Source organism: Chitinophaga sp. RAB17 (genome assembly GCF_052114225.1).
Taxonomy (GTDB): domain Bacteria; phylum Bacteroidota; class Bacteroidia; order Chitinophagales; family Chitinophagaceae; genus Chitinophaga.
Genome location: NZ_JBFREI010000005.1, coordinates 214,783 through 238,649 on the forward strand (window position 1 = coordinate 214,783; position 23,867 = coordinate 238,649).

26 protein-coding genes are annotated in these 23,867 nt (G+C 45.5%); 17 read left to right on the forward strand and 9 right to left on the reverse strand.

Annotated features, from left to right (window positions below):
- Window positions 1-17: 17 nt before the first annotated feature.
- Window positions 18-158 carry a hypothetical protein gene (locus tag AB4Z08_RS18665; RefSeq protein WP_441575280.1) on the reverse strand — a complete coding sequence of 47 codons (141 nt, stop codon included), beginning with the start codon at window positions 156-158 and terminating at the stop codon, window positions 18-20.
- A gap of 77 nt (window positions 159-235) precedes the next feature.
- Complete coding sequence (locus AB4Z08_RS18670) at window positions 236-394, reverse strand: hypothetical protein (protein WP_441575281.1); 159 nt, start codon at window positions 392-394, stop codon at window positions 236-238.
- A gap of 254 nt (window positions 395-648) precedes the next feature.
- Here AB4Z08_RS18670 and AB4Z08_RS18675 point away from each other — a divergent pair, with 254 nt between their 5' ends.
- The gene (locus tag AB4Z08_RS18675) at window positions 649-1,218 is read left to right on the forward strand and encodes a Crp/Fnr family transcriptional regulator (protein WP_441575282.1); all 570 of its coding nucleotides are present in this window, start codon (window positions 649-651) and stop codon (window positions 1,216-1,218) included.
- A gap of 5 nt (window positions 1,219-1,223) precedes the next feature.
- Here the strand turns inward: AB4Z08_RS18675 and AB4Z08_RS18680 are convergent, their stop codons facing one another.
- Window positions 1,224-1,697, reverse strand: coding sequence for a hypothetical protein (locus tag AB4Z08_RS18680; protein ID WP_441575283.1), 474 nt, complete (start codon window positions 1,695-1,697; stop codon window positions 1,224-1,226).
- Between the two features lie 109 nt (window positions 1,698-1,806).
- Here AB4Z08_RS18680 and AB4Z08_RS18685 point away from each other — a divergent pair, with 109 nt between their 5' ends.
- Window positions 1,807-2,250, forward strand: a complete 444-nt coding sequence (locus AB4Z08_RS18685; protein ID WP_441575284.1) for a hypothetical protein — start codon at window positions 1,807-1,809, stop codon at window positions 2,248-2,250.
- A 59-nt stretch (window positions 2,251-2,309) separates the two neighbouring features.
- Here the strand turns inward: AB4Z08_RS18685 and AB4Z08_RS18690 are convergent, their stop codons facing one another.
- From AB4Z08_RS18690 to AB4Z08_RS18700, 3 genes are all read right to left on the reverse strand, one after another.
- A complete protein-coding gene (locus tag AB4Z08_RS18690) occupies window positions 2,310-2,522 on the reverse strand; it encodes a hypothetical protein (RefSeq protein WP_441575285.1) in 213 nt (70 codons plus the stop codon).
- A 101-nt stretch (window positions 2,523-2,623) separates the two neighbouring features.
- A complete protein-coding gene (locus AB4Z08_RS18695; protein ID WP_441575286.1) occupies window positions 2,624-4,438 on the reverse strand; it encodes an FtsX-like permease family protein in 1,815 nt (604 codons plus the stop codon).
- Between the two features lie 37 nt (window positions 4,439-4,475).
- On the reverse strand, window positions 4,476-4,991 hold the full coding sequence (locus tag AB4Z08_RS18700) for an ABC transporter permease (protein ID WP_441575287.1): 516 nt from the start codon (window positions 4,989-4,991) through the stop codon (window positions 4,476-4,478).
- Window positions 4,992-5,223: 232 nt separating this feature from the next.
- On the opposite strand from AB4Z08_RS18700, the gene AB4Z08_RS18705 reads away from it, so the two are divergent.
- Window positions 5,224-5,868 carry a DUF2306 domain-containing protein gene (locus tag AB4Z08_RS18705; protein ID WP_441575288.1) on the forward strand — a complete coding sequence of 215 codons (645 nt, stop codon included), beginning with the start codon at window positions 5,224-5,226 and terminating at the stop codon, window positions 5,866-5,868.
- Between the two features lie 70 nt (window positions 5,869-5,938).
- Here the strand turns inward: AB4Z08_RS18705 and AB4Z08_RS18710 are convergent, their stop codons facing one another.
- Entirely contained in the window at window positions 5,939-6,739 is an 801-nt protein-coding gene (locus AB4Z08_RS18710) for a class I SAM-dependent methyltransferase (RefSeq protein ID WP_441575289.1), read from the reverse strand.
- A 246-nt stretch (window positions 6,740-6,985) separates the two neighbouring features.
- On the opposite strand from AB4Z08_RS18710, the gene AB4Z08_RS18715 reads away from it, so the two are divergent.
- From AB4Z08_RS18715 to AB4Z08_RS18745, 7 genes are all read left to right on the forward strand, one after another.
- Window positions 6,986-7,450, forward strand: coding sequence for a GbsR/MarR family transcriptional regulator (locus tag AB4Z08_RS18715; protein ID WP_441575290.1), 465 nt, complete (start codon window positions 6,986-6,988; stop codon window positions 7,448-7,450).
- Between the two features lie 63 nt (window positions 7,451-7,513).
- Window positions 7,514-8,836: a TolC family protein gene (locus AB4Z08_RS18720; protein ID WP_441575291.1), complete on the forward strand. Its 1,323-nt coding sequence runs from the start codon at window positions 7,514-7,516 to the stop codon at window positions 8,834-8,836.
- Window positions 8,837-8,842: 6 nt separating this feature from the next.
- A complete protein-coding gene (locus tag AB4Z08_RS18725) occupies window positions 8,843-9,934 on the forward strand; it encodes an efflux RND transporter periplasmic adaptor subunit (protein ID WP_441575292.1) in 1,092 nt (363 codons plus the stop codon).
- Between the two features lie 3 nt (window positions 9,935-9,937).
- Window positions 9,938-11,200 (forward strand): ABC transporter permease, encoded by a 1,263-nt coding sequence (locus AB4Z08_RS18730; RefSeq protein ID WP_441575293.1) that lies wholly within the window; start codon window positions 9,938-9,940, stop codon window positions 11,198-11,200.
- Between the two features lie 3 nt (window positions 11,201-11,203).
- Window positions 11,204-11,887 (forward strand): ABC transporter ATP-binding protein, encoded by a 684-nt coding sequence (locus AB4Z08_RS18735; RefSeq protein ID WP_441575294.1) that lies wholly within the window; start codon window positions 11,204-11,206, stop codon window positions 11,885-11,887.
- 75 nt (window positions 11,888-11,962) lie between these two features.
- Window positions 11,963-12,904, forward strand: coding sequence for a hypothetical protein (locus AB4Z08_RS18740; RefSeq protein WP_441575295.1), 942 nt, complete (start codon window positions 11,963-11,965; stop codon window positions 12,902-12,904).
- Window positions 12,905-13,030: 126 nt separating this feature from the next.
- Entirely contained in the window at window positions 13,031-13,744 is a 714-nt protein-coding gene (locus tag AB4Z08_RS18745) for a hypothetical protein (RefSeq protein WP_441575296.1), read from the forward strand.
- A 122-nt stretch (window positions 13,745-13,866) separates the two neighbouring features.
- Here the strand turns inward: AB4Z08_RS18745 and AB4Z08_RS18750 are convergent, their stop codons facing one another.
- Window positions 13,867-14,505 carry a MarR family winged helix-turn-helix transcriptional regulator gene (locus AB4Z08_RS18750; protein ID WP_441575297.1) on the reverse strand — a complete coding sequence of 213 codons (639 nt, stop codon included), beginning with the start codon at window positions 14,503-14,505 and terminating at the stop codon, window positions 13,867-13,869.
- Window positions 14,506-14,629: 124 nt separating this feature from the next.
- Here AB4Z08_RS18750 and AB4Z08_RS18755 point away from each other — a divergent pair, with 124 nt between their 5' ends.
- Window positions 14,630-15,094, forward strand: coding sequence for a hypothetical protein (locus tag AB4Z08_RS18755; protein ID WP_441575298.1), 465 nt, complete (start codon window positions 14,630-14,632; stop codon window positions 15,092-15,094).
- Between the two features lies 1 nt (window position 15,095).
- A complete protein-coding gene (locus AB4Z08_RS18760) occupies window positions 15,096-15,467 on the forward strand; it encodes a DoxX family protein (RefSeq protein WP_441575299.1) in 372 nt (123 codons plus the stop codon).
- A gap of 269 nt (window positions 15,468-15,736) precedes the next feature.
- On the opposite strand, the gene AB4Z08_RS18765 is transcribed toward AB4Z08_RS18760, so the two are convergent.
- Entirely contained in the window at window positions 15,737-16,426 is a 690-nt protein-coding gene (locus AB4Z08_RS18765) for a type 1 glutamine amidotransferase domain-containing protein (RefSeq protein WP_441575300.1), read from the reverse strand.
- A gap of 193 nt (window positions 16,427-16,619) precedes the next feature.
- On the opposite strand from AB4Z08_RS18765, the gene AB4Z08_RS18770 reads away from it, so the two are divergent.
- From AB4Z08_RS18770 to AB4Z08_RS18790, 5 genes are all read left to right on the forward strand, one after another.
- The gene (locus AB4Z08_RS18770) at window positions 16,620-17,186 is read left to right on the forward strand and encodes a Crp/Fnr family transcriptional regulator (protein ID WP_441575301.1); all 567 of its coding nucleotides are present in this window, start codon (window positions 16,620-16,622) and stop codon (window positions 17,184-17,186) included.
- Window positions 17,187-17,329: 143 nt separating this feature from the next.
- Window positions 17,330-17,767, forward strand: a complete 438-nt coding sequence (locus AB4Z08_RS18775) for a MarR family winged helix-turn-helix transcriptional regulator (protein ID WP_441575302.1) — start codon at window positions 17,330-17,332, stop codon at window positions 17,765-17,767.
- 15 nt (window positions 17,768-17,782) lie between these two features.
- Window positions 17,783-19,012 carry an MFS transporter gene (locus AB4Z08_RS18780; RefSeq protein WP_441575303.1) on the forward strand — a complete coding sequence of 410 codons (1,230 nt, stop codon included), beginning with the start codon at window positions 17,783-17,785 and terminating at the stop codon, window positions 19,010-19,012.
- A gap of 19 nt (window positions 19,013-19,031) precedes the next feature.
- Complete coding sequence (locus AB4Z08_RS18785; protein ID WP_441575304.1) at window positions 19,032-20,066, forward strand: hypothetical protein; 1,035 nt, start codon at window positions 19,032-19,034, stop codon at window positions 20,064-20,066.
- Between the two features lie 219 nt (window positions 20,067-20,285).
- Window positions 20,286-23,864 carry a response regulator gene (locus AB4Z08_RS18790; protein ID WP_441575305.1) on the forward strand — a complete coding sequence of 1,193 codons (3,579 nt, stop codon included), beginning with the start codon at window positions 20,286-20,288 and terminating at the stop codon, window positions 23,862-23,864.
- Window positions 23,865-23,867 lie beyond the last annotated feature (3 nt).

Consider the following 23,867-nt stretch of genomic DNA (forward strand, 5'->3'; position numbering starts at 1 on the left):
TAACCGTCACCTGTATTTTAAATTTCACTTCCCTGCAAACGGAACGGCATTTTTGCATTGTGTTCCACTTTAAAATAAGCCTCGCCGGTGAGGATCACTTCCTGTTGCCCCCGGTAAGCGGCAGCGGATACTTTAAAGAAGATCCTGCATTCAGCCACACCTGCTGCCGTCCGGCAACTGCACCCGAAAGATGCCTCCGAGGGGAGTCGTTAATGTATTGTAGGTAATTGCTGTTCTATCTGGCGAGCCTGCTTTCCGCCGGGTTGCCATCTGTATCCATCTGCCAATGCTGCAACAGCTTCATGTCTACTGCTGCCCCCGCAAAAAAAGAAATGGTACGGTTGTGGGCCATGGTGAAGGGATAATGTTCCAGATTTTCCGCTTTTGCCAGCATGTCGTGAGAAATCCAGTTCTTAATAAAGATTTCCTGCGTTATTCCTTCTCCATCATCCGCTGAACGTGTGAGCTATAATATATAGCTGTATAACCGGTTTTGCATTTATCAAACAACCTCTTAAAAACATCAATGTTATTATGTAACACACCTGAAGCCGGCATATAAAATCAACATGAGCTAAAGATAATATTTTTTAAACAGGGTGTATGTATGTAAGGAAATCACCTATCTTTCTGATAAAATATTACGCGTTGACAGAACTAGCACAATACATCAATGGCTACTTTGGTGTACCGAAAGAAGAGATCGCCGGCATCACTTCCTTTTTTCAACTCACTACACTGGCAAAAGGAGAATACTTTCTGAAGGCCGGCCGCATATGTGATAAATTGAGTTTTCATAAATCCGGATTGCTCCGGATCTATGCCACCACAGCAGAGAAAGAAATCACTCAATGGATTTCCTCCCAGGGATATTTTGTGACTGATCTTGCAGGCATCATCTTCGACAAGCCTTCTAAATGGAACATCGTGGCGCTAGCGGATTGCGAATTTTATACGATCGACAAAAAGGATTATAACAATATAGGACAGCATCTTCCTCAATGGCACCTGCTGGAAAAGCTATTCATCGCACGCTGTTTTAACCTGATGGAAGACCGGGTTTTCAACCTGCTATCCATGACAGCGGAGCAACGCTACAAAGCCATGCAGGAACAGCACGGCGAGCTGTTTAACCAGGTACCACTGCAATACCTTGCTTCTATGATGGGTATGACACCTGAAACACTGAGCCGGCTGCGGAGAAAAGCACAGCTGTAACATTGTTAGGCTTGAAAATGACCTTCGTCAATGGGTTTGGGAAGCGGACAATACTCACTTACCCATTGCCGCACCTGTTGCTCATCCACATTGAGTGCTGTAAGAAAAATAGAAGTGTCTCTTTTTTTATCCCAGCTTTTAATCATTAAAAACCGCTGATCCCGGGTATCACCACTTGTATTTGCACATATTGTCACCGTTCGAAAGCTCAGGACCGCGTCCCAGGTCCATACTTGCTTTTGGTAATAAATACCGGTAGCATCAATCTTCATCACGGGTTGATTACGCCATAAGCCCACCCAAAAATGTAAGCTTAACAATAAAAGGATCCCTGCCATACCTGCTCCTCCCAAAAAAATAAAGGGATAATCAAAACGGCGAATGTTGAACAGTAAAAGGATTACGCCCAGTGCGGACAATGAACCACAAAAAATAAGATCTACTTTGGGATACTTGATGTGAATAGCGGCTGCGGGCATCAGGAATAAGGTTTTCAGGATTGGGCTTTCAACACTTCCATCGGGTTATGATGTATCTTTACAAATGTAAATATACACTTTATCACTTCTTCTAAAAAATACCTGCTACATGAAAACAATCAGGATTTTCGAATACATTGATTTCCTCGACTGCTTCGTAGTGAACCCTGCCTACAAAAAAATGGCGGATTACCTGGGTCTTACAGAGTGGAACGAAGTGGTGTGGATAGGTCGTTACTTTGCGTTGGACAACGATAATGGCGAACATTGGTTCGATAACCAGGAACAGAGGGATCAGCTGGAAGCGAAAGCAAAAGAAGTAGGCATTGCCGCCCAGGATTTACTCATCATTGATCCGGATCGGTTTAAGAATGATGTGGATGGCCCCTGTCATACACCAGCAGAAAGAGTGCTCTTCTGGCGGGATGTACTACGGTCGCTGGAACTAAGTAAAGAACTGCTTTTTAGTGAAGCGAGAAAATTGAATGCGGAAAGAGCCAGGGAAGACGACTTCATCGAAGACCTGGAAAACAGGATACGTGAATATGCCTGAGGCATTCGTCCTGCAATTTCTTCATAGTAACCCGAAACTGCAGGACATCTCCCTATTTGCTAATCTTTTTTCTTACCGGCCAGCAGCAACACCACACCCGCTACTGCCACCAATCCGCCCGCATAGGTAGGCCAGCCGATCCACTTATTTTCTTTCTTATTAATTTCAACAGGCCCTATATCGACCACTTTCTTTTGAGTTTGAACAGAGAACCCTCTGAAAACGATCATTGCGATACCCGCAACAATCAGGATGATGCCAAGTACTTTCATAATCAGTATGTTTACCAACATACCGGCAATCCACGTGCCATAGCCAGTGGCGCCTATTTCAGCAAATTCCGTGGAAATAGTGCCCCAAAAGCAGGCAGCCCTTACTCTGACTTCAGGCTTTTCACCGGATTCACCAGGGCCGCCCGGATACTCTGGAAACTAACGGTCAGCAATGCAATGAAGATAGTTACCACACCCGCCAATCCAAAGATCCACCAGTCCAGATCAATCTTATATGCAAAATGTTTCAGCCACTGACTCATCGCAAACCAGGCCAACGGAAAAGCAAGCGCCATACTGAGTATCACCGGCTGCAGGAAGCTGGAAGAAAGCAATACAAAAATGTTGGATTCAGAAGCACCCAACACTTTTCTTACGCCGATTTCTTTGGTACGTTGTGCTGCGGTAAACATGGCCAATCCAAACAAACCAAGACAGGAAATGAAAATCGCTAGGAAAGCAAAGTAGTTACATAGTTGACTCACCATCTCTTCACTCCTATACAACTTCGCATATTCCTGATCAGAAAACTGGTAGGTAAAAGGAAAATTAGGATTCACATTTTTACAGATACCTGCCAGACCTGCCAGCACCGTCTTTGTTTTACCGGCTTCTATACGTACCAGGATGTTGCCCCATTTTGGATGTTCATCCAAACGAATCACCAGTGGCGCTATCGCATCATGCATGGAAGTGAAGTGGAAGTCTTTCAGCACTCCTATAATTTTTCCCTGCACATTTCCCAGTGTAAAGGGTTGTCCTATAGGATTGGTATACCCTATTTTTTTTATGGCAGCCTCATTGAGAATATAACTTCCTGAATCATTCCCGAAGTCCCTTGAAAAATCCCGCCCATCCAGCATTTGAAGGTGCATAGTTTTTACGAAATCATAGCCTACTGCAGCATCCGCAAAGGAAACTTCCTGATCGGGAGCCTTACCTGTCCAGTTGATGCCACCTTTGTGATGTTCAATCACCGTTGGGTTTTCTTTCATTTTAGATATCGCCAACACACCGGGTAAGTTGCCCGTCTGTTCCTTAAATACATCGTATTTGCTGATCAGCTCTCCTTCAATTGGGATGTAGAGAAGGTTCTGCCGGTCGTAGCCCAGGTTCTTCGTTTGTATATAATCCATTTGCCGGTAGATTACTATCATGCCGACTATGAGTACAATAGACAAACTAAACTGAAATACTACCAGTCCCTTACGAAAATAAGTAGCGCCGTTACTGAATTTCAAACTTCCTTTCAACACCCTTACAGGATTCAGGGAAGATAAAAACAGGGCGGGATAGCTACCTGCTACAAAGCCTGTCAGCAGTAGCAGTCCGGCTAAAGTACTCCAGAAAGCAGCACTGCCAAATGGTATGGAGAGTTGTTTTCCACTCAGCTGATTAAATGCAGGTATTAGCAAGATGGCCATCAATACCGCTATTACGGTTGCAATGGCCGCCAATAACATGGCCTCTCCAATGAACTGGGTAATCAATACACCACGCCTTGCCCCCACCACTTTTCTCACACCTACTTCCTTTGCTCTTTTGGCGGAGTAGGCAGTAGCCAGGTTCATAAAGTTGATACAGGCAATCAGCAGGATAAAGATGGCCAGCAGTGTAAACATCTTTACATAGGAAATCCGGCCACCTGCAGGCTGTCCATCTTCAAACATGCTATGCAGGTACTTTTCGCTGTACCGTTGCAAACCAAGTTCTGTAGAGGATTCCTTGGCCTTAGGCTGATAGTTGTAAACGAAATCTTTTATTTTGGCGGCTACTTTATCGCGGTCTGCCTGAGCACGGAGTTGTATATACGTAGCAGGACTAAAACTGCCCCAGGTTTTTGCCCACACATTGGATTTTACAAAATCATCCCAGGTACGAAGAAAATCAAATTGCTGGGAAGAGTTGGCAGGCACTTCAAATACCGCGCTAACAGCCAGGCTGGTGGTATCTTCATACCGGATGACCTGTCCGTCCTATGGCTTTTTCCGGGCTGCCAAAAAACAATTCGGCCATATGCCTGGAAATGGCAATGGTACCGGGTTTACTCAATGCAGTCTCTTTTGTTCCCTGCAATAAGGGATAGCTAAACATCCGGAGAAAGTCGGCCCCGGCATAACCACCCGCCATTTTCAATATTTTATCATTTGCCTGGAAAGCAACGGGTGGATAGAATTGTATCCCGCTGGCACACTCCACTTCCGGCACCTCTTTTTTCAACGCCTCCGCCAATGGCCCCTGCGTAAGATAGCCTCCATCTACTTTACCATCATACGATTGCCGTACGTATACCTGGTACAGGTAATCATCATTTGCATGAAATTGATCCATGCTTCTTTCGTCCTGTATCCATAGTATCATTAACAGACTGCAGGTCACCCCGAGGGCAAGTCCCATAATATTAATAGTAGAAAAAGCTTTGTTACGGATCAGATTACGCCAGGCAATCCGGAAATAGTTTCTTATCATGACAGTAGTTATCAGCTATCCGAAGGTGGTAAAAAGTATGCCACGGTCAGCGGAGGTGCAGATCAACAATTTAAGGAACATTTTTTTATTAATATGTTCGGTTTTGATACAGGAGTGACCGATAATATCGCGGCTTTTCCCATTCCTGTCGCGGCAAGGTCCCTGCTTATAGACTTCCCTGCTCCGCTTTTGTGGCAAGTATTACATTTAGGTTCATCATACGGCTTGACTTATGAACCGAAAAAGAACAACACTCCTATTACGTATCGGGGTATTTTTTCTGACTGCTATTGGTATTGCGATGGTGATCAGAAGAACCCTGGCCATGGCCGGGCTGATCGCTTCATTCAATCCTTCCGGCGCCGCGCCTTTCGATACCGGCTTCAGTCATCATCCGGTACTAACGCTCATGCATATACTACCCGGCATGATGGTGATGTTGCTGGGGCCCTGGCAATTCATGCCGGGGATCCGGGAGCGGCACCTCTCTTTTCACCGCATCAGTGGCAGAGTATATGTGGCATGTGCTTACATTGTGGGAATTTCGGCTTTATGTATGCCCTTTATCATGTTGCCGATTGGCGGCGTAAATGAGGCCGCAGCGAGTATCTTATTCAGCATCTTTTTCCTGGTATCGCTCAGTAAAGCCTGCTGGCATATTATCCACAGAAACGTTCCATTGCACCGGAAATGGATGATCCGCGCATTTGCGGTAGGACTCGCCGTAAGTACGGTACGACCTATCATTGTGCTGTTCTTCGCTTTGTCTGGTTTACCGCCGCAGGTATTTTTTGGCACTGCTTTCTGGATTGGGTTTACCGTGCATGCGATTATAGCGGAAGTATGGATTAACTATACACGGACACATCAGCGATGATGATGCATAACACAGCGCCGTTACTGAACTTCTCCAGCCAGTATATGCCTCTTTGCATAATTTCTCCTTCTTACACTGTAGCCCTCACCTCTTTCAACTTCATCACCATCTCTTCTGCACCTTCTTGTACCCAGGCATTATATTCAGTGATCGCTGTTAGACGTGCTGCCTCTGTAATAAAGCCACTGGTCACCATTTGCGGGCCTCTTAATTCAGCTACTTTAGTCCAGATGCCCGCTTTTTCCACGAAAGAATGGGTGCTCTTTTTATACACTTCATCGGCAGGTATAGTGGTAATATTGTGAAAGCCCAGTTGTTCGAAGATACCGGGCAGATGATCGGCCATGTTGTTGTCCATACCGGCATCTGCGCGCCAGTCGAGGAATGACTGATAAAATTGTTGCATGCTCACCGGTGGTGCGGGTGTCCATTGCAGCTGAGTATGATTGTAGTCCAGTATAGAAATGATACCACCGGGCTTCAGCAGGGATTTGAATTTTAGCAGGGCGGCTGCGGGGTTGCTCAACCATTGCAGCACGCGGGCAGAAACGATGAGATCAAATTTTTCGGCGGGATCGTACGTAAATAAATCCGCTTCTATTAATGTCAGTTGGGGAAGATCGGCGTGATCATCCTTTCCTTTGGCAATCAGATGCGCACTGCTGTCTATCCCTACCACTGTTCCGGTACTGCCTACGGCTGCTGCTATCCCGGCAGATATAGCCCCGGTGCCACAGCCAACGTCCAGCACACGCATCCCTTTCTGAAGAACGGGAATCAGCGTGGCATAGCTGTTGGTCAAACTTCTGCTGTCTAAAACACTGCTGTCGCCTGTGGGCATTTTAGCTCTTTCCGTAGCATTATTGTTCATATGTTTGATCTTCTTTTTTTACAATCCTCTAAGGCAATAAGGTAATAAGGTAATAAAAATGTTAAAGGAATAAAAACCAATTTTTCAAATAATGTCTCCGCCACTAAGTTTTCAATAGTGTTGGTGGCAAAAAGAAGGATAAGCAACTTTTCTCTCAAGTCTTCACCGGGGTCTAAAAATATTTGGTTCTCCAGTAAGAAAACCAAATATCTTTTATACCTTTACTCCCGGACATTAAAAACGATATTGGAAAAATACAGGGCAAAGATAGAACAACATAGTGCTACCATGGAAGCCATGGGCCTTACACCAGTGGCGGCAAGGGTATTTGTGTACCTGATGCTGAGCGAACAACATCAGGCTACCTTTGAACAAATGGTGGAATACTTTGGCGTGAGTAAAAGCGCGGTTTCCAATGCGCTCAAAATGCTGGAAGCGGTAAAAATGGTAGACGCCAAAACCATTGGTGGACAACGTAAGCGCTATTTTTCCATTAGCATAAAAACGATGTTCAGCGAAGATTACCTGTCTAAAAAAATAAAAGAGTTTTATACTATCCTCGATGATGTAAGAAGTATCCGACAGGCCAATGACGACTTCAACGACGAGCTGGAAGAAATATCAGGGTTATACAAAATGATGCTGTTCGAAATTCCATTGATCCTGGAAAGATGGAAAAGAACAGTGGAGGAAAAAAAGAAAAACAAATAACCGTTTTTTTTTGCCAACATTAGTTCTTTAAATTCAGAACTAAAAGAAATTCAATTACATAAGATGAAAACAGGTATCCTACTACTGTGGTTGGCTATCCATGCCCGGATAGCAACAGGGCAAACTATGCCTGCCAGCAACAATGCTCCGCAATGGACGCTTGAAAACTGCCTGGAATACGCCACAGTTCATAACAACAATCTTCTCTCCCAACGCCAGTCAATACAAGCAGCTACGGAGGACCGCAAAACAGCCACCGCCCAACTACTTCCGGAAATCACACTGAAAGGATCCGTAGACAACTACTGGAAAATTCCAGTACAGGTATTCCCCGGAGAGCTGGTGGACCAACCAGCCGGCACCTTCGTCCCGGTAAGAATGGGAACACCCTGGATGGGTACCTATGGCGCCGATGCGGACCTCCCCCTACTTGATGTACAAACCTGGCAACGTATGAAGCTGGCCCGTTTACAACAACAGTCGCAACAAAGTGACTACAAAGCCCTCCTGCAAACACTGCTGAAAAACGTGCGCATCGCATTTTACAGTGTGCAGCAACAAGCTGAATACGCCAGCATTACCCAACAACTGTATGAAAATTATCAGCATATGCACGCGCTGATCACCTTACAGTATAATAAAGGACTGACCGATAAAATTGTATTTAACCAATCCACTACCCTGCTGAAAAACCGGGAAGTGGAAAACGGGAAAGCTGCTACAGCATTACAACAGAGTTACCTGGACCTGAAATTCTGGATGGGCTTTCCGCTGGAAGACTCCCTCCCACTCGTGCCTGCAGGCCAGCTCCCTCCGCTTGCCATCAGCGGATTTGCTGCACAGCAACTGCCAGACTATGAAGCCGAACAATTAAAAGTAAGCATCGCGCAGCAAAATTATCGTACGGCCTTGTCGGCCTGGTACCCGGTACTGCATATAAAAGGCACCTGGGAACAACTGGGCTTCGGCGATAAAAGTAATTTCATCACCCGCTCTCCCTGGTTCTCCGTAGGCTTTGTGGGTTTGCACCTCAGCATGCCCTTGTCATTCGCAAACATCGTCTATAAACCCCGCAGTGAAAAAGCCCGCCGGCAAGCTGCCGAGTCTCAGTTTAAAAACTATACTGCCGAACAGGAAAAGAAATACCAACAGGAAAAATCACTGCTGGAGCAGGCTGCCAGGACCATACAAGTACAGCAGGAAAACATCCGGCTGGCAGCAGAAAATGAACAACTCTCCACCCTGAAAATCAATAAAGGCATTATTGATATGATTCAACTGAAAGACGTACAGAAAGAACGCTACGAAGCGGAAGAACAGCTGAACGAAGCCAGGATGGATTTCTTCAGGCATTACACGGAAATAAATTATTTACAAAATAAATAACCTTGCATGAAAAAGCTTTTAATAATAGCAGGAATAGCTGCCCTGGCCATTGCCTGCAAGAAAAAAACCGCTACTTACACGGTGCAGCAACGTTCACTGAATGAAGCTGTATATGCATCCGGCGAAATCATGCCACAGGCTTATTATTTTCTGAAATCAAACAGCACAGATCTGCTCCTGCAACTGAAAGTAAAAGAAGGCGATACCATCAGCAAAAATGAAGTACAGGCCGTTCTCGGCACACCAGGCCAGCTAACGGAACTGGATATACGCCATAGCCAGGTGACACTCGCCGGCAGCAATGCGGCAGATGGATCCGCCCCGCTGAATGAACTGAAAGAAAAGATCGCGCAGGCACAACAGCAATATGAACAGGATGCCGTAAATGCAGCGCGGTATACCGACCTCGCCAAAGATAAAGCCGTGTCTGAAAAAGACGCCGAACAAAAAAGGCTGGATGCCGCTAATAGTCTGCGCAACTACCAATCCTTACAACAACGATACCTCGCACAAAAAAATGAGCTGACGGATAAGCTCCTGCAAAGCCGTCAACAGTTCGTCGCCAGTCAGCAGGTCAGAGAAGGGAAAGTACTGAAAAGTCCCGTAAATGGCAGCGTGTTTAAAGTGTATCCAAAGGAAGGGGAACTGGTCGAACTCAATAGTCCTGTGCTCCTGGTAGGTCTCCCTGGAAAATTTAAACTGGAATTACTGGTAGATGAACGCGACATCAGCAAAATTAAAACCGGGCAAAAAGTATATTTCGAAACCGATGTATATCCCGGCAAACAATTTACCGCCAGCATCGATAAAATTATTCCGGTACTCCAAAAGGAAAGCAGGAGTTTCCAGGTGGAAGCCGCCGTGCAGGATAGCAACACCTTCTACCCACAATCTTCTGTAGAAGCCAATATCGTTATCCGGGAAAACATCACCGCCTTAATGATACCATCAGACTACCTGTTAAAGGGCGACAGCATATACCTGCAACAAGGAAAAGCACTACAAAAAGCCGCCATCAGCACCCGCGCCAGGAACGGCGACTGGGTAGAGGTTACTGCCGGATTACATGCAGGAGATATCATCGCTAAAAAAGAGTAAGCCATGAAAATACTAACGGACTTACAGCTGGCAGCATCCATTGCACTTACACATATGCGCAGCCGGCTCAAACAAACCATCGTTGCTACGGTAGGCGTCACCATTGGCATCACGGTATTTGTATTTATGGTGAGCTTTATTACCGGCTCCAATGAATACATCCGCGCTATTGCGTTTGATCAGTCACCACACCTGCGCCTGTACAATGAAGTACAGGCTACGCCCGGTACCATCCTCGACAATGTGTCAACCAGCACCATCAATGTAGTAGAACATGTAAGGCCCAAAGATGTGTTGTCAAGTTTGAAAGATGGTAAACATGTTGTGCAAACACTGGAACAGGATCCACGCATCAGCGCTATCTCCGGCTCCATCCATACACAGGTGTTTTACCGGTTGGGCTCCAGCACTATCAATGGCATTATGAATGGTATTGAGTTCGAGGCTGAAAACAGCTTGTTTAATCTGCAATCCAAACTGGTAGATGGTAGCTTCAAGGAACTATCCACGCTGCCCAACAGTATTGTAATGGGGGTTGGTCTTGCTAAAAAACTGAATGTAAAAACCGGTGACCGGCTGGCGTTGACAACAGAAAATGGCAACAGCTTTTATGTCACCGTGGTAGGTACCTTTAAAACCGGGATGACGGACATCGACAAACAACAAAGCTATGCCAGTTTGAATACGGTACAACGCTTTCTGGGTGTACCTGCTGCCTATATCACTGACATCAGAATCAAATTGCATGATATGGAACTGGCGCCGCCCCTGGCGCTGGAGCTGGAGCAGAAATACGACTACCAGGGGTCCGATTGGAAACAGGATAATGCCGCCATTCTCCAGGGCGACGTATTACGCAGTATGATCGTATATGGGGTAGCCGTTACCATTCTGCTGGTAGCAGGTTTCGGCATCTTTAATATCCTCACCATGATGATCTATGAAAAGATGAAAGACATCGCCATCCTGAAAGCGATGGGGTTTTCTGATGCAGACATTCGTTGGATATTTCTCATACAGGCATTGATCATTGGTATCACAGGGGCTTTGCTGGGACTGGTGTTTGGATTTCTCTGTTCCTGGGGTATTTCTAAAATGCCTTATAAGAGTGATGTGATGATTACGCTCGATCATTTGCCGGTAAGTTTTGATATGATGTATTATATCACCGGATTCTCTTTCGGCATTATTACCACTACCCTTGCGGGTTACCTGCCATCACGTAAAGCATCCCGGGTAGATCCCATCACCATTTTAAGAGGCTAAACCATGCAGCTGATATCCATTAAAAATCTCAATAAATATTTTCTGCAACCGGCAAAAATGCAGGTGCTCACCGATGTAAGTTTTGATATAGAGAAAGGGAAGTTCATTGCTATCACCGGTAAATCAGGTAGTGGCAAGTCTACCCTACTATACCTGCTATCTACCATGGATAGGGACTTTGAAGGCAGCATTCGCATTAACCGGGAAGAAATGCACGGAAAAAGTAATCCCTGGCTGGCCGATTTCAGGAATCACCATATCGGTTTCGTATTCCAGTTTCATTACCTGCTGGCAGAATTCACCGTGCTGAGAAACGTGATGCTGCCTGCGCTGAAACTGAGAAAATATAGTCCTGCTGAAACCGAACATCACGCCATGGAATTATTAAAACTCCTCGGGGTAGCCGACCAGGCGTATAAGCGGGCCTCCCTCCTTTCCGGCGGACAGCAACAACGGATAGCCATTGCCCGCGCACTCATCAACGAACCATTGATCATCATGGGAGATGAGCCTACAGGCAACCTCGATAGTTATAATTCTGCCGTGGTATTTGACCTGTTTAAAAAACTATCTGCAGAAAAAGGGCAAACAATCCTGATGGTGACACATGATGAAGATATTGCCGCCCGGTCTGATCAAACCATTCACCTGGTGGATGGAAAAGTAGATGCCATCACCAACCGGTAAATGATAGTAGTGTTGAACAACCTGTCTGTTTTTTTGTAGATAGTACGGGAGATGTCAACACGCTAAATAATGGAGATGAAAACAATCTGCTTTCCGTGGCTTTGGACCTGCCTGTTCGGCTGTTGGCTGCAAGCCTGTAAAACCGGCCAGGTCATCAATAGTACAACCCTGCATATCACCGGCGACTACTGCGCCCCGGCAGCCGCCTACAGTCACCCTGCCTCCACCCCGGTTAGCAATACTGATTCGCTGTTGGCCGCCCATAAAGACATGCCGCCACATGAAATACTGATGGCCAATGCTACCGGTACGCTTGCGCTTATACAACGCCTGAAAACGTTCGTAGCCGATAGCTCGGTGGGCGGCAGTATGAGCAGAGCAGAAATCAGATCACAGATACATCACCGGTTGTTACTGGCCACCATGGAAATTGCCGGTGTAGCTGCTGAACTGGATTGCGAAGGAGAAAGAGCGGATCAACTGGCCCGGTACCTGGATAATTTCAACAGTAAAAGAAATACCCGGCTAACTGTAGCATCTATTATAGTGGGCGCCATTACCACCATCGCTACTGTAGCTATTAAAAATGATGGACCACAGAATGCAGTGGCCATTACCGGAGGTCTTTTATCTGCCGGATTGGGCGCCATGACGATTAACGCTGCCCGTAAAAAAATGACGCTAACGCATGAACGAAATGTATTGCATGATATCTGGTACACGCCGGATACCTCTGCCATTTATCCATCTTTCACCTGGTATATACTCACAGAAAAACATTTCAGTAACAGCGGTCAGTTTTCACTGGCGGTGAGCATCCGGAAGCGTTGGGAGAAATATGATCTTGGTGGTCCCCTGAGCACTTCCGATGAACAGCTGTTTTTTGGAAGTGGTGGCACATATAAAGCGGATAACCTGCATACCCGCGCCTCCATGTTGAATGAATTACAATCTACAGTAAGATCTGTCAACCAGGACCTGCAAAGATTTGCACAATACCTTGGAACATTGGAATAGTTCGTCCCCGGCTACTATTATTTTTCCCGATTGCGTAAATCATTTTCCTCATTGGCTCCGGGATCCTACCCCTGGAGTGGTAATTTTGCCGCTGATTATTCTCATTACCATATAAATCAAATACGAATGAAAAAACTCCTGTTTTCTGTTATTTTATGCTGTAGCCTTCAATCCCTGTTTGCCCATGCCCTTTGGATAGAAACTGTTACCACCGGCAAAATCGGGCAACCACAGGAAGTAAAAGTTTTCCTGGGTGAATATGCAGATAACCAGCGCGACTCTATACAAAACTGGTTCAGCAATATGACTGCATTTACGCTGTACCTGGTTACACCAGACGGACAAAAAGAAGCACTGACCGTTGTGCCGGATGGCAATCATTTCAAGGCCACATTTACACCCAAGGTAGCAGGTACACATGTTTTATCGATCGATCATACGGTGCAGGCTGTTTACGGAGAAAGTAAGATTCATTACTATGCCCTGGGATTGGTGAAAGTGAATGGTTCTCTGAAAGGAACTGATAACGTGCAGGCATATACGGATTTTGCACTGCTGGCAAATCATAGCAAAGCACCCAAACTTCATCAGCCGGAAAAGGTACAGCTGAGCTACAAAAAAGCCGTGCCTGCAGCAGGTGAGGTAACTGTTCAGTCACCCGAAGGATGGGCAAAAAAATTCAAGACCGGACAACAGGGCGATATCACGTTTTCGCCGGCATGGCCTGGCCGTTATATGCTGGAAGGTACTTACACAGAAGCCACCAGTGGGCAGCATGAAGGGAAAGATTTCAAAAGTGTTTGGCATTGCGTTACTTACTGCATGGATGTAGCGAAGTAGGAATTACGAATTAGGAATTACGAATTACGGAGTTGTGGGTAGATATTCGCGAATGATGATCTTCGTGTTCACCATCTACCCACAACTCCGTAATTCGTAATTCGTAATTCGTAATTTTTACACTATTCTTCTTTCCCCAATACGATCTCCCCGTAAATTTCCTCAAACTCTTTCCCTTTATGGGATTGCCAGATACCTGTGAATTTCGACTCCACTCCCTTCAGTAATTGAAAACATAATTGTTTATCATCTTCTGTCAGGTCATGAAACATGATCTGCGCCAGTTGACTGATCCGCTTCCTGCACGTTACCAGTACCTTTTCTCCTTTCGGTGTTACTTTCAGTCGTTTGGAGCGTTTATCTTCCTTATCATCATATTCTGCCAGGTAGCCCAGTTTCTTCAGGCGGTTCAGCTTATCGGTACCGGTAGAAAGTTCCTGCAGAGCAGCATAGATCGCTTCCGTTTTCCGGGGTTCCTTTAGTTGTGCTACGGTGTTAAGCAGGGAATACTCGTCGATGTTATTAATGCCGGTGCCATCCAGAGCGGCTACCGTATAAATGGTGTGCAGCTTAAAAATCCGGCCAATAGCACGCATCAATACGCCATCACTGCTAACAGGGAGAAAACGGCCTACGGGCGGGAATTCCGCCTCTTTTTTTGCATTAGCCAGGTAGTGCCGGCAAAATTCTTCCAGGGTGCTTTCCGGATGATTCTCATCAAAAGCTCCCCATGCTGTAATAAGCGCCACAGCTTTGTTCATGTAACAGTTGTATTATTTCCGAAGCAATAATATAAAAAATACTTCGGAAATTTTGTTTTTACTATAATTCCGTTATACATTTACATAAATTACTTCGATATTATTATAAACAAATATCCAACAAATGTCAACGCAACACCTTTATCAAAGCCTGGTCGTACTACATCTCATAGGATTTCTCCTCTTCGCAGGATCCACCATTGCTGACTTCATCGGCATCAGACAGTTCTGGAAACAATATGCGCTGGACGCCACCAAAGCACCAGCGGTATTACAGGCCATGTCTTTCTTCCCTATCATCATGCGCATAGGTATCGGGATAATCATTATTTCCGGCATAGGCATTATGTTCATGACCAGCGGTGTATACGGCGAGCAGATCTGGTTCCGGATCAAGTTTGGACTGGTACTGTTAGTGATTGCCAATACCCTGTTTGTAGGGCTACGGCAGCGGACCAAACTCAAAAAAGCATTGGCAGCCGATACAGGGATTCCTGAAAAAGTGAAAGGTAACTTACACCTGTTTCACCTCACACAAATCGTTTGCATTTTTATCATTATCCTGTTAAGCGTGTTTAAATTCAACTAGCATGAAAAAAGACAAAATCATATACTGGATAGCTACAGGAATTCTCACTGGGGTGATGTTGTGGAGTGCCTATAACTTTGCTTTCAACCCGGAAATGAAAGGTGCTTTTGCTCATTTGGGCTTGCCTAACTGGTTCCGCATAGAGCTCACCATCGCTAAACTATTGGGCTCCCTGGCATTGCTGATTCCTTTTGTACCCGCAAAGCTGAAGGAGTTTGCCTACTTTGGTTTTGGCATCACCCTTATCTCAGCAGCGGTAGCACACTTATCCAGCGGCGACAGCATCCTGATTGAAATAGGTCACTTAACATTTTTTGCCAGCCTGGTGGTATCCTACTTATATTATCATAAACTCCATCCGAAACTGGTGTGATGGTGACAACTTCCGGGCGTCAGCTGGTTTGCCAAGATCTCTTTATGCAAGTGGCATTATCCGTAACATACAATTATTGTCTCCTGCTACGGGTGTTGTTCATGCGTGAAAAGGAGATACCATTCACTTTGCTTTTAGATATTTTGAGGGTATTGACAAGATGTAGATAAACGCTGAGGTCTCCCGTAACCTGACGGTATATAAAGAATTGAAAAAGCGTGCTGTTCTGATGACCAGGACAGCACGCTTTTTTAAAAAATGACCGGCATTTATTTCCCCTGCAATGCAGCGATCAGTCTCTCTCCTACTAATTTGGCCGAAGCAGGATTCTGTCCTGTGATCAGGTTACCTGCAGACACGGCAAATGGTTGCCAATCGGCTCCTTTTACATATTCCCCGCCCTCTTCTTTCAACATGTCTTCCAGCATAAACGGCACTTCATGCGTAGTTTGTCCTGCTATTTCTTCGCTATTGGTAAACCCTGCTACCTGCTTTCCTTTGATCAGGGCCGCTCCGCTTTTATCTTTTACGTTTTTCAATGCGGCCGGTGCATGACATACCAATGCTACCGGTTTGCCGGCTTCATAAAAATCCGCAATCAATTTAATGGATAATGCGTTCTCCGGCAGATCCCACATAGGACCATGACCACCAGGATAAAAAATCGCATCATAGTCCTTTTCCTGCACTTCATTTAAGCGCACCGTATGATCCAGTTGTTGCTGAGCAGCAACATCATTATAGAAACGCTTTACCGCCTCTGTACTGAATTCCGGCCGGATACTTTTGGGATCAACGGGGCCTTTGCCTCCTTTGGGAGATGCAATGGTCACGGTATATCCCAGGTCTGTTAACTGGTAATACGGCGTTGCCAGTTCTTCTATCCAGGTGCCGGTTTTATTGCCGGTACTTTTTACTTCATCGAAAGATGTTACTACGATTAATATTTTCTTTTTCATATGAGTTGTTTTACTTTGACTGTATCCCTGAAAACCAATAAAGGAGCAAAGCAGCAGCCATATACCTTTTTTCATTTGTTTAATTTTCACCAAAATTGACACATAATCTCTGCCTGAAAAAGGAGGCAGGTCACTATTAAATAGTGATCCAGATCACTTTAAACATTATTTTGCGGCCGAAAACAGCATCACTATGAGTATCGCATTAAGACGGCATATGGAAGCCATTGTACCCTTAACGGATGCAGAGTTTGATCATATCCTGTCTTACTTCACCACTAAAAAGTTAAAGAAGCACCAGTTTCTGGTACAGGAAGGCAATGAGGTATTACATGAATATTTTGTAGTCAAAGGTTTGCTAAAGGCCTCTTATACCAATGAAACGGGGAAGGAACATATTTTACAGTTTGCGATGGAAGACTGGTGGATCACGGATTACCAGGCATATGTAAATCAGACAAAGGCCACGCTCAATATTGATTGCCTGGAAGAAACCACGCTGCTATGCTTTTCTGCCGAAAACAAAAAAAAGCTATGCGCGGAATCGCATAAAGTAGAACATTTTTCCAGGATGAAAACCACCTCCGGGTTTGTGGCGCTTCAGCAAAGAATCCTAACACTTTTAAATAACGATGCACAGTCGCGCTATGAACTACTGCTGGCCCAGTATCCCTTATTGTTTCAGCGGGTACCCAAATCTTTGATTGCAGCTTACCTGGGGGTATCGAGGGAAACGCTGAGTCGTTTTTCGGGGAAGTAAGTAACCAGATCATACACTCAATAGGCGCATCCCTTATCGCCTTCATTAAAATAGCTTAATAAATATCCATCTTCCCTATTGTATAAACCTCAACTGAATATCCTATATTTGTAAGGTAAACTTATAACTTTACCTTACAAATCATGCCATCTAAAAATCAGGATTTGCTGGCGGCCCAGCTTCGTCCCCTGCTGGCAAGACTCATCCGCAAGCTGCGAAAGCTTTCACCGGCCAACGAACAGCTGTCGCAAAGTGAGCGCTCTGTGCTGGTGTTGCTGGACCAGCACCAACAGCTGCTTTCAGCAGAACTGGCGGTCATGGAAAAAATGACGCCCCAATCTATGGGCCAATTACTCCAGCATCTTGCTGCCCTGCATTTAATTACCAGAACACCGTCTGACAGCGACAAACGGAAAATACATATTTCGTTGTCGGCTGCCGGCAAAGAACGGATTCAGAAAGTAAGACGGGAACGCGATGAGTGGTTGAGCAAAGCCATTGCCAACGTATGTACAAAAGAAGAGCAGGCGATCCTGCAGGCAGCATTGGCTCCTTTGGCCAGGCTGGTGGATTATGAGTAAAAGCGCCGATAAAAAATGAACATCAGTACCTTCAGTGCATTTAAAAGCCGCAATTACAGGCTATATTTCAGCGGTCAATCCATTTCCCTCATTGGTACCTGGATGCAGAAAACCGCTGTCAGCTGGGTGATCTATTCTCAAACCCATTCTAAATTTATGCTGGGGCTCACCCTCTTTGCGAGCATGTTCCCCTCCTTTGTTTTTTCTTTTCTGGGTGGTGTCGCATCTGACCGGTACAACCGTTACAAGCTATTGCTGCTCACACAGGTAGCCTCTATGGTACAAGCTATTTTACTAACGGTTTTAATTTACTTTCAGCGTTATTCCGTGTGGGAAATCATTGGCCTGAGCGCCTTCCTCGGCGTGATCAACGCATTCGATGTACCCGCCCGGCAGTCACTCGTATATGAAATGGTAGACAATAAAGCAGATCTCCCAAATGCGCTGGCACTGAATTCTTCCATGGTAAATCTTTCCCGGCTGATAGGTCCGGGCATAGCCGGACTGGCATTGGAAAAGTTTGGGGAAGACATTTGCTTCGGTCTGAATGCCATCAGTTTTATTGCGGTAATAGGCTCACTCCTGCAAATGAAGCTACCTGCCTATACGCCTAAAATACGCACCAAAAATATAGCAGGTGAGCTGAAAGAAGGGTTTACCTATATCCGGGAAACGCCTGCCATCTCTTTAATATTATTAACACTGGCCTCCATTAGCCTGCTGGTATTGCCTTATACCACACTGATGCCGGTATATGCCAAAGATATTTTTAAAGGTACCGCTTCTACCTTCGGGGTGATAGACAGCGCCATCGGGCTGGGCGCCTTCTGTGGCGCCATTTTCCTGGCGTCGCTGAAACCGGGAAAAAACCTGAGAAAAATACTGGCCATCAACACGCTGATTTTCGGCGCCGGCCTCGTATTATTTTCTCACTCCACCTATTATCCCATTGCGCTGGTATTTGCTACCCTTGCAGGTTTCGGTATGATGTCACAGATCACTATCAGCAACACCCTCATCCAAACTACAGTAGATCCTTCCATGCGCGGACGTGTGATCAGCTTTTATGCGATGGCATTTTTTGGTATGCAACCACTCGGCGGACTCCTCGTAGGCGCAATGTCTCAACTGATTGGTACTCCCAACACAGTTCTGTTGCAGGGTGTTATCACCATCGGCATAGGTGGGTTGCTGTTCAGGCGACTGCATATGGAACAACCCCTCCAAGTACCAGTCAATTCCTGAATGGATTATATTTGTCCATATGTTAACCAGCTACAAAACTTTATTGATTACCGGTCTTTTTGTTTTCCTTTCATTCCTCACTCATGCACAAAACCTGCAGGGTGTATGGAAAGGCTATACCGCCACTGATTACGATGGCTGGGCTGGCATGGATGGCATCTACATCATGCAGTTACAGGAAACAAACACCGGACAGTATACCGGCACTTCCTGGTTTTATGAAACGCCCACCCTTTATGGAGAATTGACCATTGCAGGCCTGCGGAATAATAGCGCGGACAACTGGCTTTTTAAAGAAACAACATTCAATCAACTCACCATCCCCCAAAAATATAGTGCCCGCCTCGCGGATCTCAGCCTGAAATGGTTTGACATTGACGGGGAAATAGTGTTGCAGGGCAACATTACCTCCTATTCAAAATACACAGGAAAAGTACATAGCAAAAGATTCATCCGGCTATCCAAACTTACAGACACGGAAATAGCGCAACTGAAATTACCTGGCAGTGGTAAGTCCATCAGCCAGGCGTTGACGGATAAAAAAAACCTGCCAACGGATACCACACAGCCGGTGAGCACTGCATTGACAACCTCCAAAAACACACCCGCTAACACTAAAAGACCAACACTGACGGCTGCCGACAGCGACAAACCAACCATCGGACCACATACAACGCCGACCGACAGCAGTGCTGTCAGCAAGCGCAGGAACAGCTTACAGGGATCTTACCAGATCAGTGATCCCGCGATTGACATCAGCCTATACGATTACGGTACTATCGATCACGATACAGTCACTGTTTATTTTAACGGCGTCAAAGTAGCAGACCGGCAGGAACTAACCGCCAAATCGCTACGTCTGCAACTGATGGCCGACCCCGGCAGAGAAGTACAGGAGCTCATACTGCACGCCAACAACTTAGGCGATATTCCTCCCAATACTGCCAAAATGATTATTTTAACGAGCGATAAACGTTATGAATTAAAAGTGTCTTCTTCAGAAACAGAAAATGCGATGATCCGTTTCCGTTATACTCGCGTAAAAGGGAACTAAGACAATAAGCAGGCTCAGCCCGCCTGACAAGGATTTACAGGTAGCAGCGTTTTTGGGATTGGTAAATTAATTTTACTACTTTTAAATTTATGAAAGATACACTCCTATTCCTGACACCATCTGAAGAAGCAGGCCGGTGCTTGTTATTTTGTAACCACCATGAATATCTACAACTGTAAAATTTCACCAGCCATTATTATTGAGACAAACTACATTTAGATGAACACTGCTTTTAAAAGAAATTTACTGGTTAGCTACGGTATTTCCCTCTTTTTATTGATCATCAGTTCCATTGCGTCTTTCATGAGCATCAGCAATTTGCTCGAAAGCCAGAACTGGGTCAATCATACGAACTCAGTTATTACTAAACTGGGCAATGTCCTCTCCGTGCTGAAAGACGGAGAAACCGGGCAACGAGGCTATTTGCTGACTGGTCAGGTAGAATTCCTGGAGCCTTACAACAATGCGGCTCAAAAAGCCAATCAGCTCATGGATGAAGTCAAGGAAATGACGCTTGATAACCCTGTTCAGCAACAGTCATTAGAACAACTGCGGGATATTTCCACGAAAAGACTGGTACAGCTTCAACGTTTGATCGATGATAAAAAAGCAGGCATCGCACCTTCACTGGAAGATTTAAGATCAGGTAAAGCCCAGATGGATGAGTCCAGGAAACTGGTACAGCAAATGCAGGACTGCGAACAAGTTCTCCTGAATAACCGCACCGGCACCGTGAGCAAGTTCGCGTCTTATACCTCCATCCTTATATTACTGGCCTCGCTGTTGTCTATCCTCGTAACGATCGTTTCCTTCTTAAGAGTGAACAGTGATTTCGACAGAAGGGTAAAATTACAACAGGAACTGCAACAGAAAGATGAAGAAACAACACATCGCATCAATATCATCCAAAATATTGCGGACAAAGTTTCTGCCGGTGATTATAAGATCCGTGTAAGTGATGAAGGCAAAGACGTGCTGGGGGCATTATCCGGCGCACTCAATAAAATGGCTGCCTCCCTGGATTTTTCTTTTACCAGTTTGTCCGATAAAGAATGGCTACAGGCCGGCATTGCTGCCCTGAATGAAAAAATGATCGGGGAAAAAGAACTGGGCATACTCACACACCAGGTCATTGACTATCTCACTGCCTATACCAACTCTCCCGTAGGTGCTTTTTACCTGCTGGAAACAGAAAATGAATTATCCCTCTCCGCCAGCATAGGGCTCAATAAGAGTAACGTCAAAACGAACCTGTTATTAGGCGAAGGCATAGCAGGACAGAGTGGATTATCCGGGAGGGAAATCCTGTTGGAAAAAGTGTCAGCCAACACCATGGTGGTTAAATACACCGGCGGCAACCTGCAACCCGATAGTATCATCGCCCTGCCTGTTTTTCATGAAAGAATTTTAAAAGGGGTGATTGAAATCGCTTCCCTGCAACCCTACAGTCCTATTACTGTGGAGTTCCTGAAAGCCGCCATGTTCAATATCGGCATTGCGGTCAACAGTGCCCGGGATCATCAGCGTTTACAGGTATTACTGGAAGAAACACAGGCGCAATCGGAAGAGTTACAATCGCAGCACAATGAGCTGGAAAATATCAATGCCGAACTGGAAACGCAGGCACAGCGACTACAGGCATCTGATGAAGAGCTGCGCGTACAACAGGAAGAACTGCAGGAAGCCAACCAGGAGCTGGAACAGAGAAGCCGCCTGCTGGCAGACAACAATGTGCTGATACTGGAACGCAACATGGAAATACAGACTAAAGCGGAAGAACTTGCACTGAGCACAAAATATAAATCCGAATTCCTGGCAAATATGTCGCATGAACTGCGTACGCCCCTGAATTCTATCCTGCTCCTCTCCCGCCTCTTATCTGAAAACCATGGCGCCAACCTCACCGGCGAGCAGATAGAATATGCGCATGTTATTCAGAGCTCCGGCAACGGTTTGCTTACCCTCATTGATGAAATCCTCGACCTCTCCAAAATTGAGTCAGGAAAAATGGAGCTGGAATACAACTTTGTAACGCTGGAAGAAATCGGCGAAGAAATGAAGTCCCTCTTTGAACCATTAGCCAGAGATAAAGGCATTTCATTTTTAGTGGAAATGGATAGTGAGCTGCCCAAAATGATAGAAACAGATCATTTACGACTGCAGCAGATCCTTCGCAACTTAATTTCAAATGCGCTGAAGTTTACCGCCCAGGGCACCGTTACCTTACAGATTACCCCAACCGCTCAAGGCATTTCCTTTGCCGTAAAAGATACCGGTATTGGTATCATCAAAGATAAACAGCGCACCGTATTTGAAGCCTTCCAGCAGGCAGACGGATCTACCCGCAGAAAATACGGTGGCACCGGTCTGGGACTTTCCATTAGCCGGGAACTGGCGAAACTATTGGGTGGCGAAATTTACCTGGAAAGCGAAGAAGGGAAAGGCAGCACTTTTACGCTGAACATCCCGCTGGAAAAAGATGTTGCGCTAACAGCACCGGTCGCGTTCACCCCATTAAATTCAACACCGGAAAAGGTACCGACACCAGCTCTTAAAGAACCACGATATATTTCATCCCGCATTCCTGCGGCCATTCCGGATGACAGAGATCAGATCAGTCCGGGTGATAAAATCATCCTGATCATAGAAGATGATACCGGCTTTGCCCTCTCCCTGCTCAACTACACCCGGCAAAACGGCTACAAAGGCATTGTAGCAGTACGTGGTGATGAAGGCGTAGAACTGGCCAAACAATTCCTCCCGCTGGGCATTTTACTGGATATTGAATTACCTGTAAAAAGTGGCTGGGAAGTCATGGAAGAATTGAAGACAAATTCCGCTACCCGACCTATTCCCGTTCATATTATGTCATCCCATGAGGTAAAAAACAGGAGTCTTTCCCGGGGCGCTGTTGACTTCATCAATAAGCCGGTAGCCATAGAAAAGCTCGGCGAAGTATTCCAGAAAATTGAACAGGCACTTAGCAGACATCCTAAAAAAGTACTGATCATTGAAGAAAATAAAAAGCATGCACAGGGCTTAGCCTATTTCCTCGAAAGCTTCAATATTTCCACGGAAATAAAGAACACCGTGGGCGAAGGATTAAAAGCACTGAACAGTAATGAAGTGGACTGTGTGATCCTAGATATGGGCATCCCTACCCAGGGGTCTTATGATGTGCTGGAAGAAGTGAAAAAGACACCTGGTTTTGAGAATTTGCCTATCATCATTTTTACCGGGAAAAATTTATCTCACGTAGAAGAATTCCGCATCAAGCAGTATGCGGATTCTATTGTGATTAAAACGGCACATTCTTATCAGCGCATATTGGATGAGGTATCCCTGTTCCTGCACCTGGTAGAAAACACTAAAAAAGAAACAGGCACTTCCCCGTACAAAAAAATGAACGAACTCAGTGAAATACTGAAAGATAAAACGGTGCTGGTGGCAGACGATGATGTACGTAATATCTTTTCACTGACAAAATCACTGGAAGCCCACGGACTGAAAGTATTGTCTGCCATAGATGGAAAAGAGGCCCTTAATCAGCTCATAGAAGGGCCCAAGGTAGATCTTGTACTCATGGATATGATGATGCCGGAAATGGATGGCTATGAGTCCACCAGCCGTATCCGCGAGATACCGCAGTATAAAACCCTGCCGATCATTGCCGTTACCGCCAAAGCCATGACAGGTGACCGGGAGAAATGCATCAATGCGGGTGCCTCTGATTATATTACCAAACCGGTAGATGTGGATCAGTTGATTTCGTTATTAAGAGTATGGTTATACGAATAAAGG

What these genes read in the sequence shown, in the direction of transcription:
- AB4Z08_RS18710 (WP_441575289.1), bottom strand. Translation starts at nt 6,739, where the DNA reads ATGAACAATAATGCTACGGAAAGAGCTAAAATGCCCACAGGCGACAGC.
- AB4Z08_RS18765 (WP_441575300.1), bottom strand. Translation starts at nt 16,426, where the DNA reads ATGAAAAAGAAAATATTAATCGTAGTAACATCTTTCGATGAAGTAAAA.
- AB4Z08_RS18780 (WP_441575303.1), top strand. Translation starts at nt 17,783, where the DNA reads ATGAACATCAGTACCTTCAGTGCATTTAAAAGCCGCAATTACAGGCTA.
- AB4Z08_RS18680 (WP_441575283.1), bottom strand. Translation starts at nt 1,697, where the DNA reads ATGCCCGCAGCCGCTATTCACATCAAGTATCCCAAAGTAGATCTTATT.
- AB4Z08_RS18720 (WP_441575291.1), top strand. Translation starts at nt 7,514, where the DNA reads ATGAAAACAGGTATCCTACTACTGTGGTTGGCTATCCATGCCCGGATA.
- AB4Z08_RS18685 (WP_441575284.1), top strand. Translation starts at nt 1,807, where the DNA reads ATGAAAACAATCAGGATTTTCGAATACATTGATTTCCTCGACTGCTTC.
- AB4Z08_RS18690 (WP_441575285.1), bottom strand. Translation starts at nt 2,522, where the DNA reads ATGAAAGTACTTGGCATCATCCTGATTGTTGCGGGTATCGCAATGATC.
- AB4Z08_RS18735 (WP_441575294.1), top strand. Translation starts at nt 11,204, where the DNA reads ATGCAGCTGATATCCATTAAAAATCTCAATAAATATTTTCTGCAACCG.
- AB4Z08_RS18760 (WP_441575299.1), top strand. Translation starts at nt 15,096, where the DNA reads ATGAAAAAAGACAAAATCATATACTGGATAGCTACAGGAATTCTCACT.
- AB4Z08_RS18700 (WP_441575287.1), bottom strand. Translation starts at nt 4,991, where the DNA reads ATGATAAGAAACTATTTCCGGATTGCCTGGCGTAATCTGATCCGTAAC.
- AB4Z08_RS18670 (WP_441575281.1), bottom strand. Translation starts at nt 394, where the DNA reads ATGCTGGCAAAAGCGGAAAATCTGGAACATTATCCCTTCACCATGGCC.
- AB4Z08_RS18730 (WP_441575293.1), top strand. Translation starts at nt 9,938, where the DNA reads ATGAAAATACTAACGGACTTACAGCTGGCAGCATCCATTGCACTTACA.
- AB4Z08_RS18745 (WP_441575296.1), top strand. Translation starts at nt 13,031, where the DNA reads ATGAAAAAACTCCTGTTTTCTGTTATTTTATGCTGTAGCCTTCAATCC.
- AB4Z08_RS18725 (WP_441575292.1), top strand. Translation starts at nt 8,843, where the DNA reads ATGAAAAAGCTTTTAATAATAGCAGGAATAGCTGCCCTGGCCATTGCC.
- AB4Z08_RS18790 (WP_441575305.1), top strand. Translation starts at nt 20,286, where the DNA reads ATGAACACTGCTTTTAAAAGAAATTTACTGGTTAGCTACGGTATTTCC.
- AB4Z08_RS18740 (WP_441575295.1), top strand. Translation starts at nt 11,963, where the DNA reads ATGAAAACAATCTGCTTTCCGTGGCTTTGGACCTGCCTGTTCGGCTGT.
- AB4Z08_RS18755 (WP_441575298.1), top strand. Translation starts at nt 14,630, where the DNA reads ATGTCAACGCAACACCTTTATCAAAGCCTGGTCGTACTACATCTCATA.
- AB4Z08_RS18705 (WP_441575288.1), top strand. Translation starts at nt 5,224, where the DNA reads ATGAACCGAAAAAGAACAACACTCCTATTACGTATCGGGGTATTTTTT.
- AB4Z08_RS18775 (WP_441575302.1), top strand. Translation starts at nt 17,330, where the DNA reads ATGCCATCTAAAAATCAGGATTTGCTGGCGGCCCAGCTTCGTCCCCTG.
- AB4Z08_RS18750 (WP_441575297.1), bottom strand. Translation starts at nt 14,505, where the DNA reads ATGAACAAAGCTGTGGCGCTTATTACAGCATGGGGAGCTTTTGATGAG.
- AB4Z08_RS18770 (WP_441575301.1), top strand. Translation starts at nt 16,620, where the DNA reads ATGAGTATCGCATTAAGACGGCATATGGAAGCCATTGTACCCTTAACG.
- AB4Z08_RS18785 (WP_441575304.1), top strand. Translation starts at nt 19,032, where the DNA reads ATGTTAACCAGCTACAAAACTTTATTGATTACCGGTCTTTTTGTTTTC.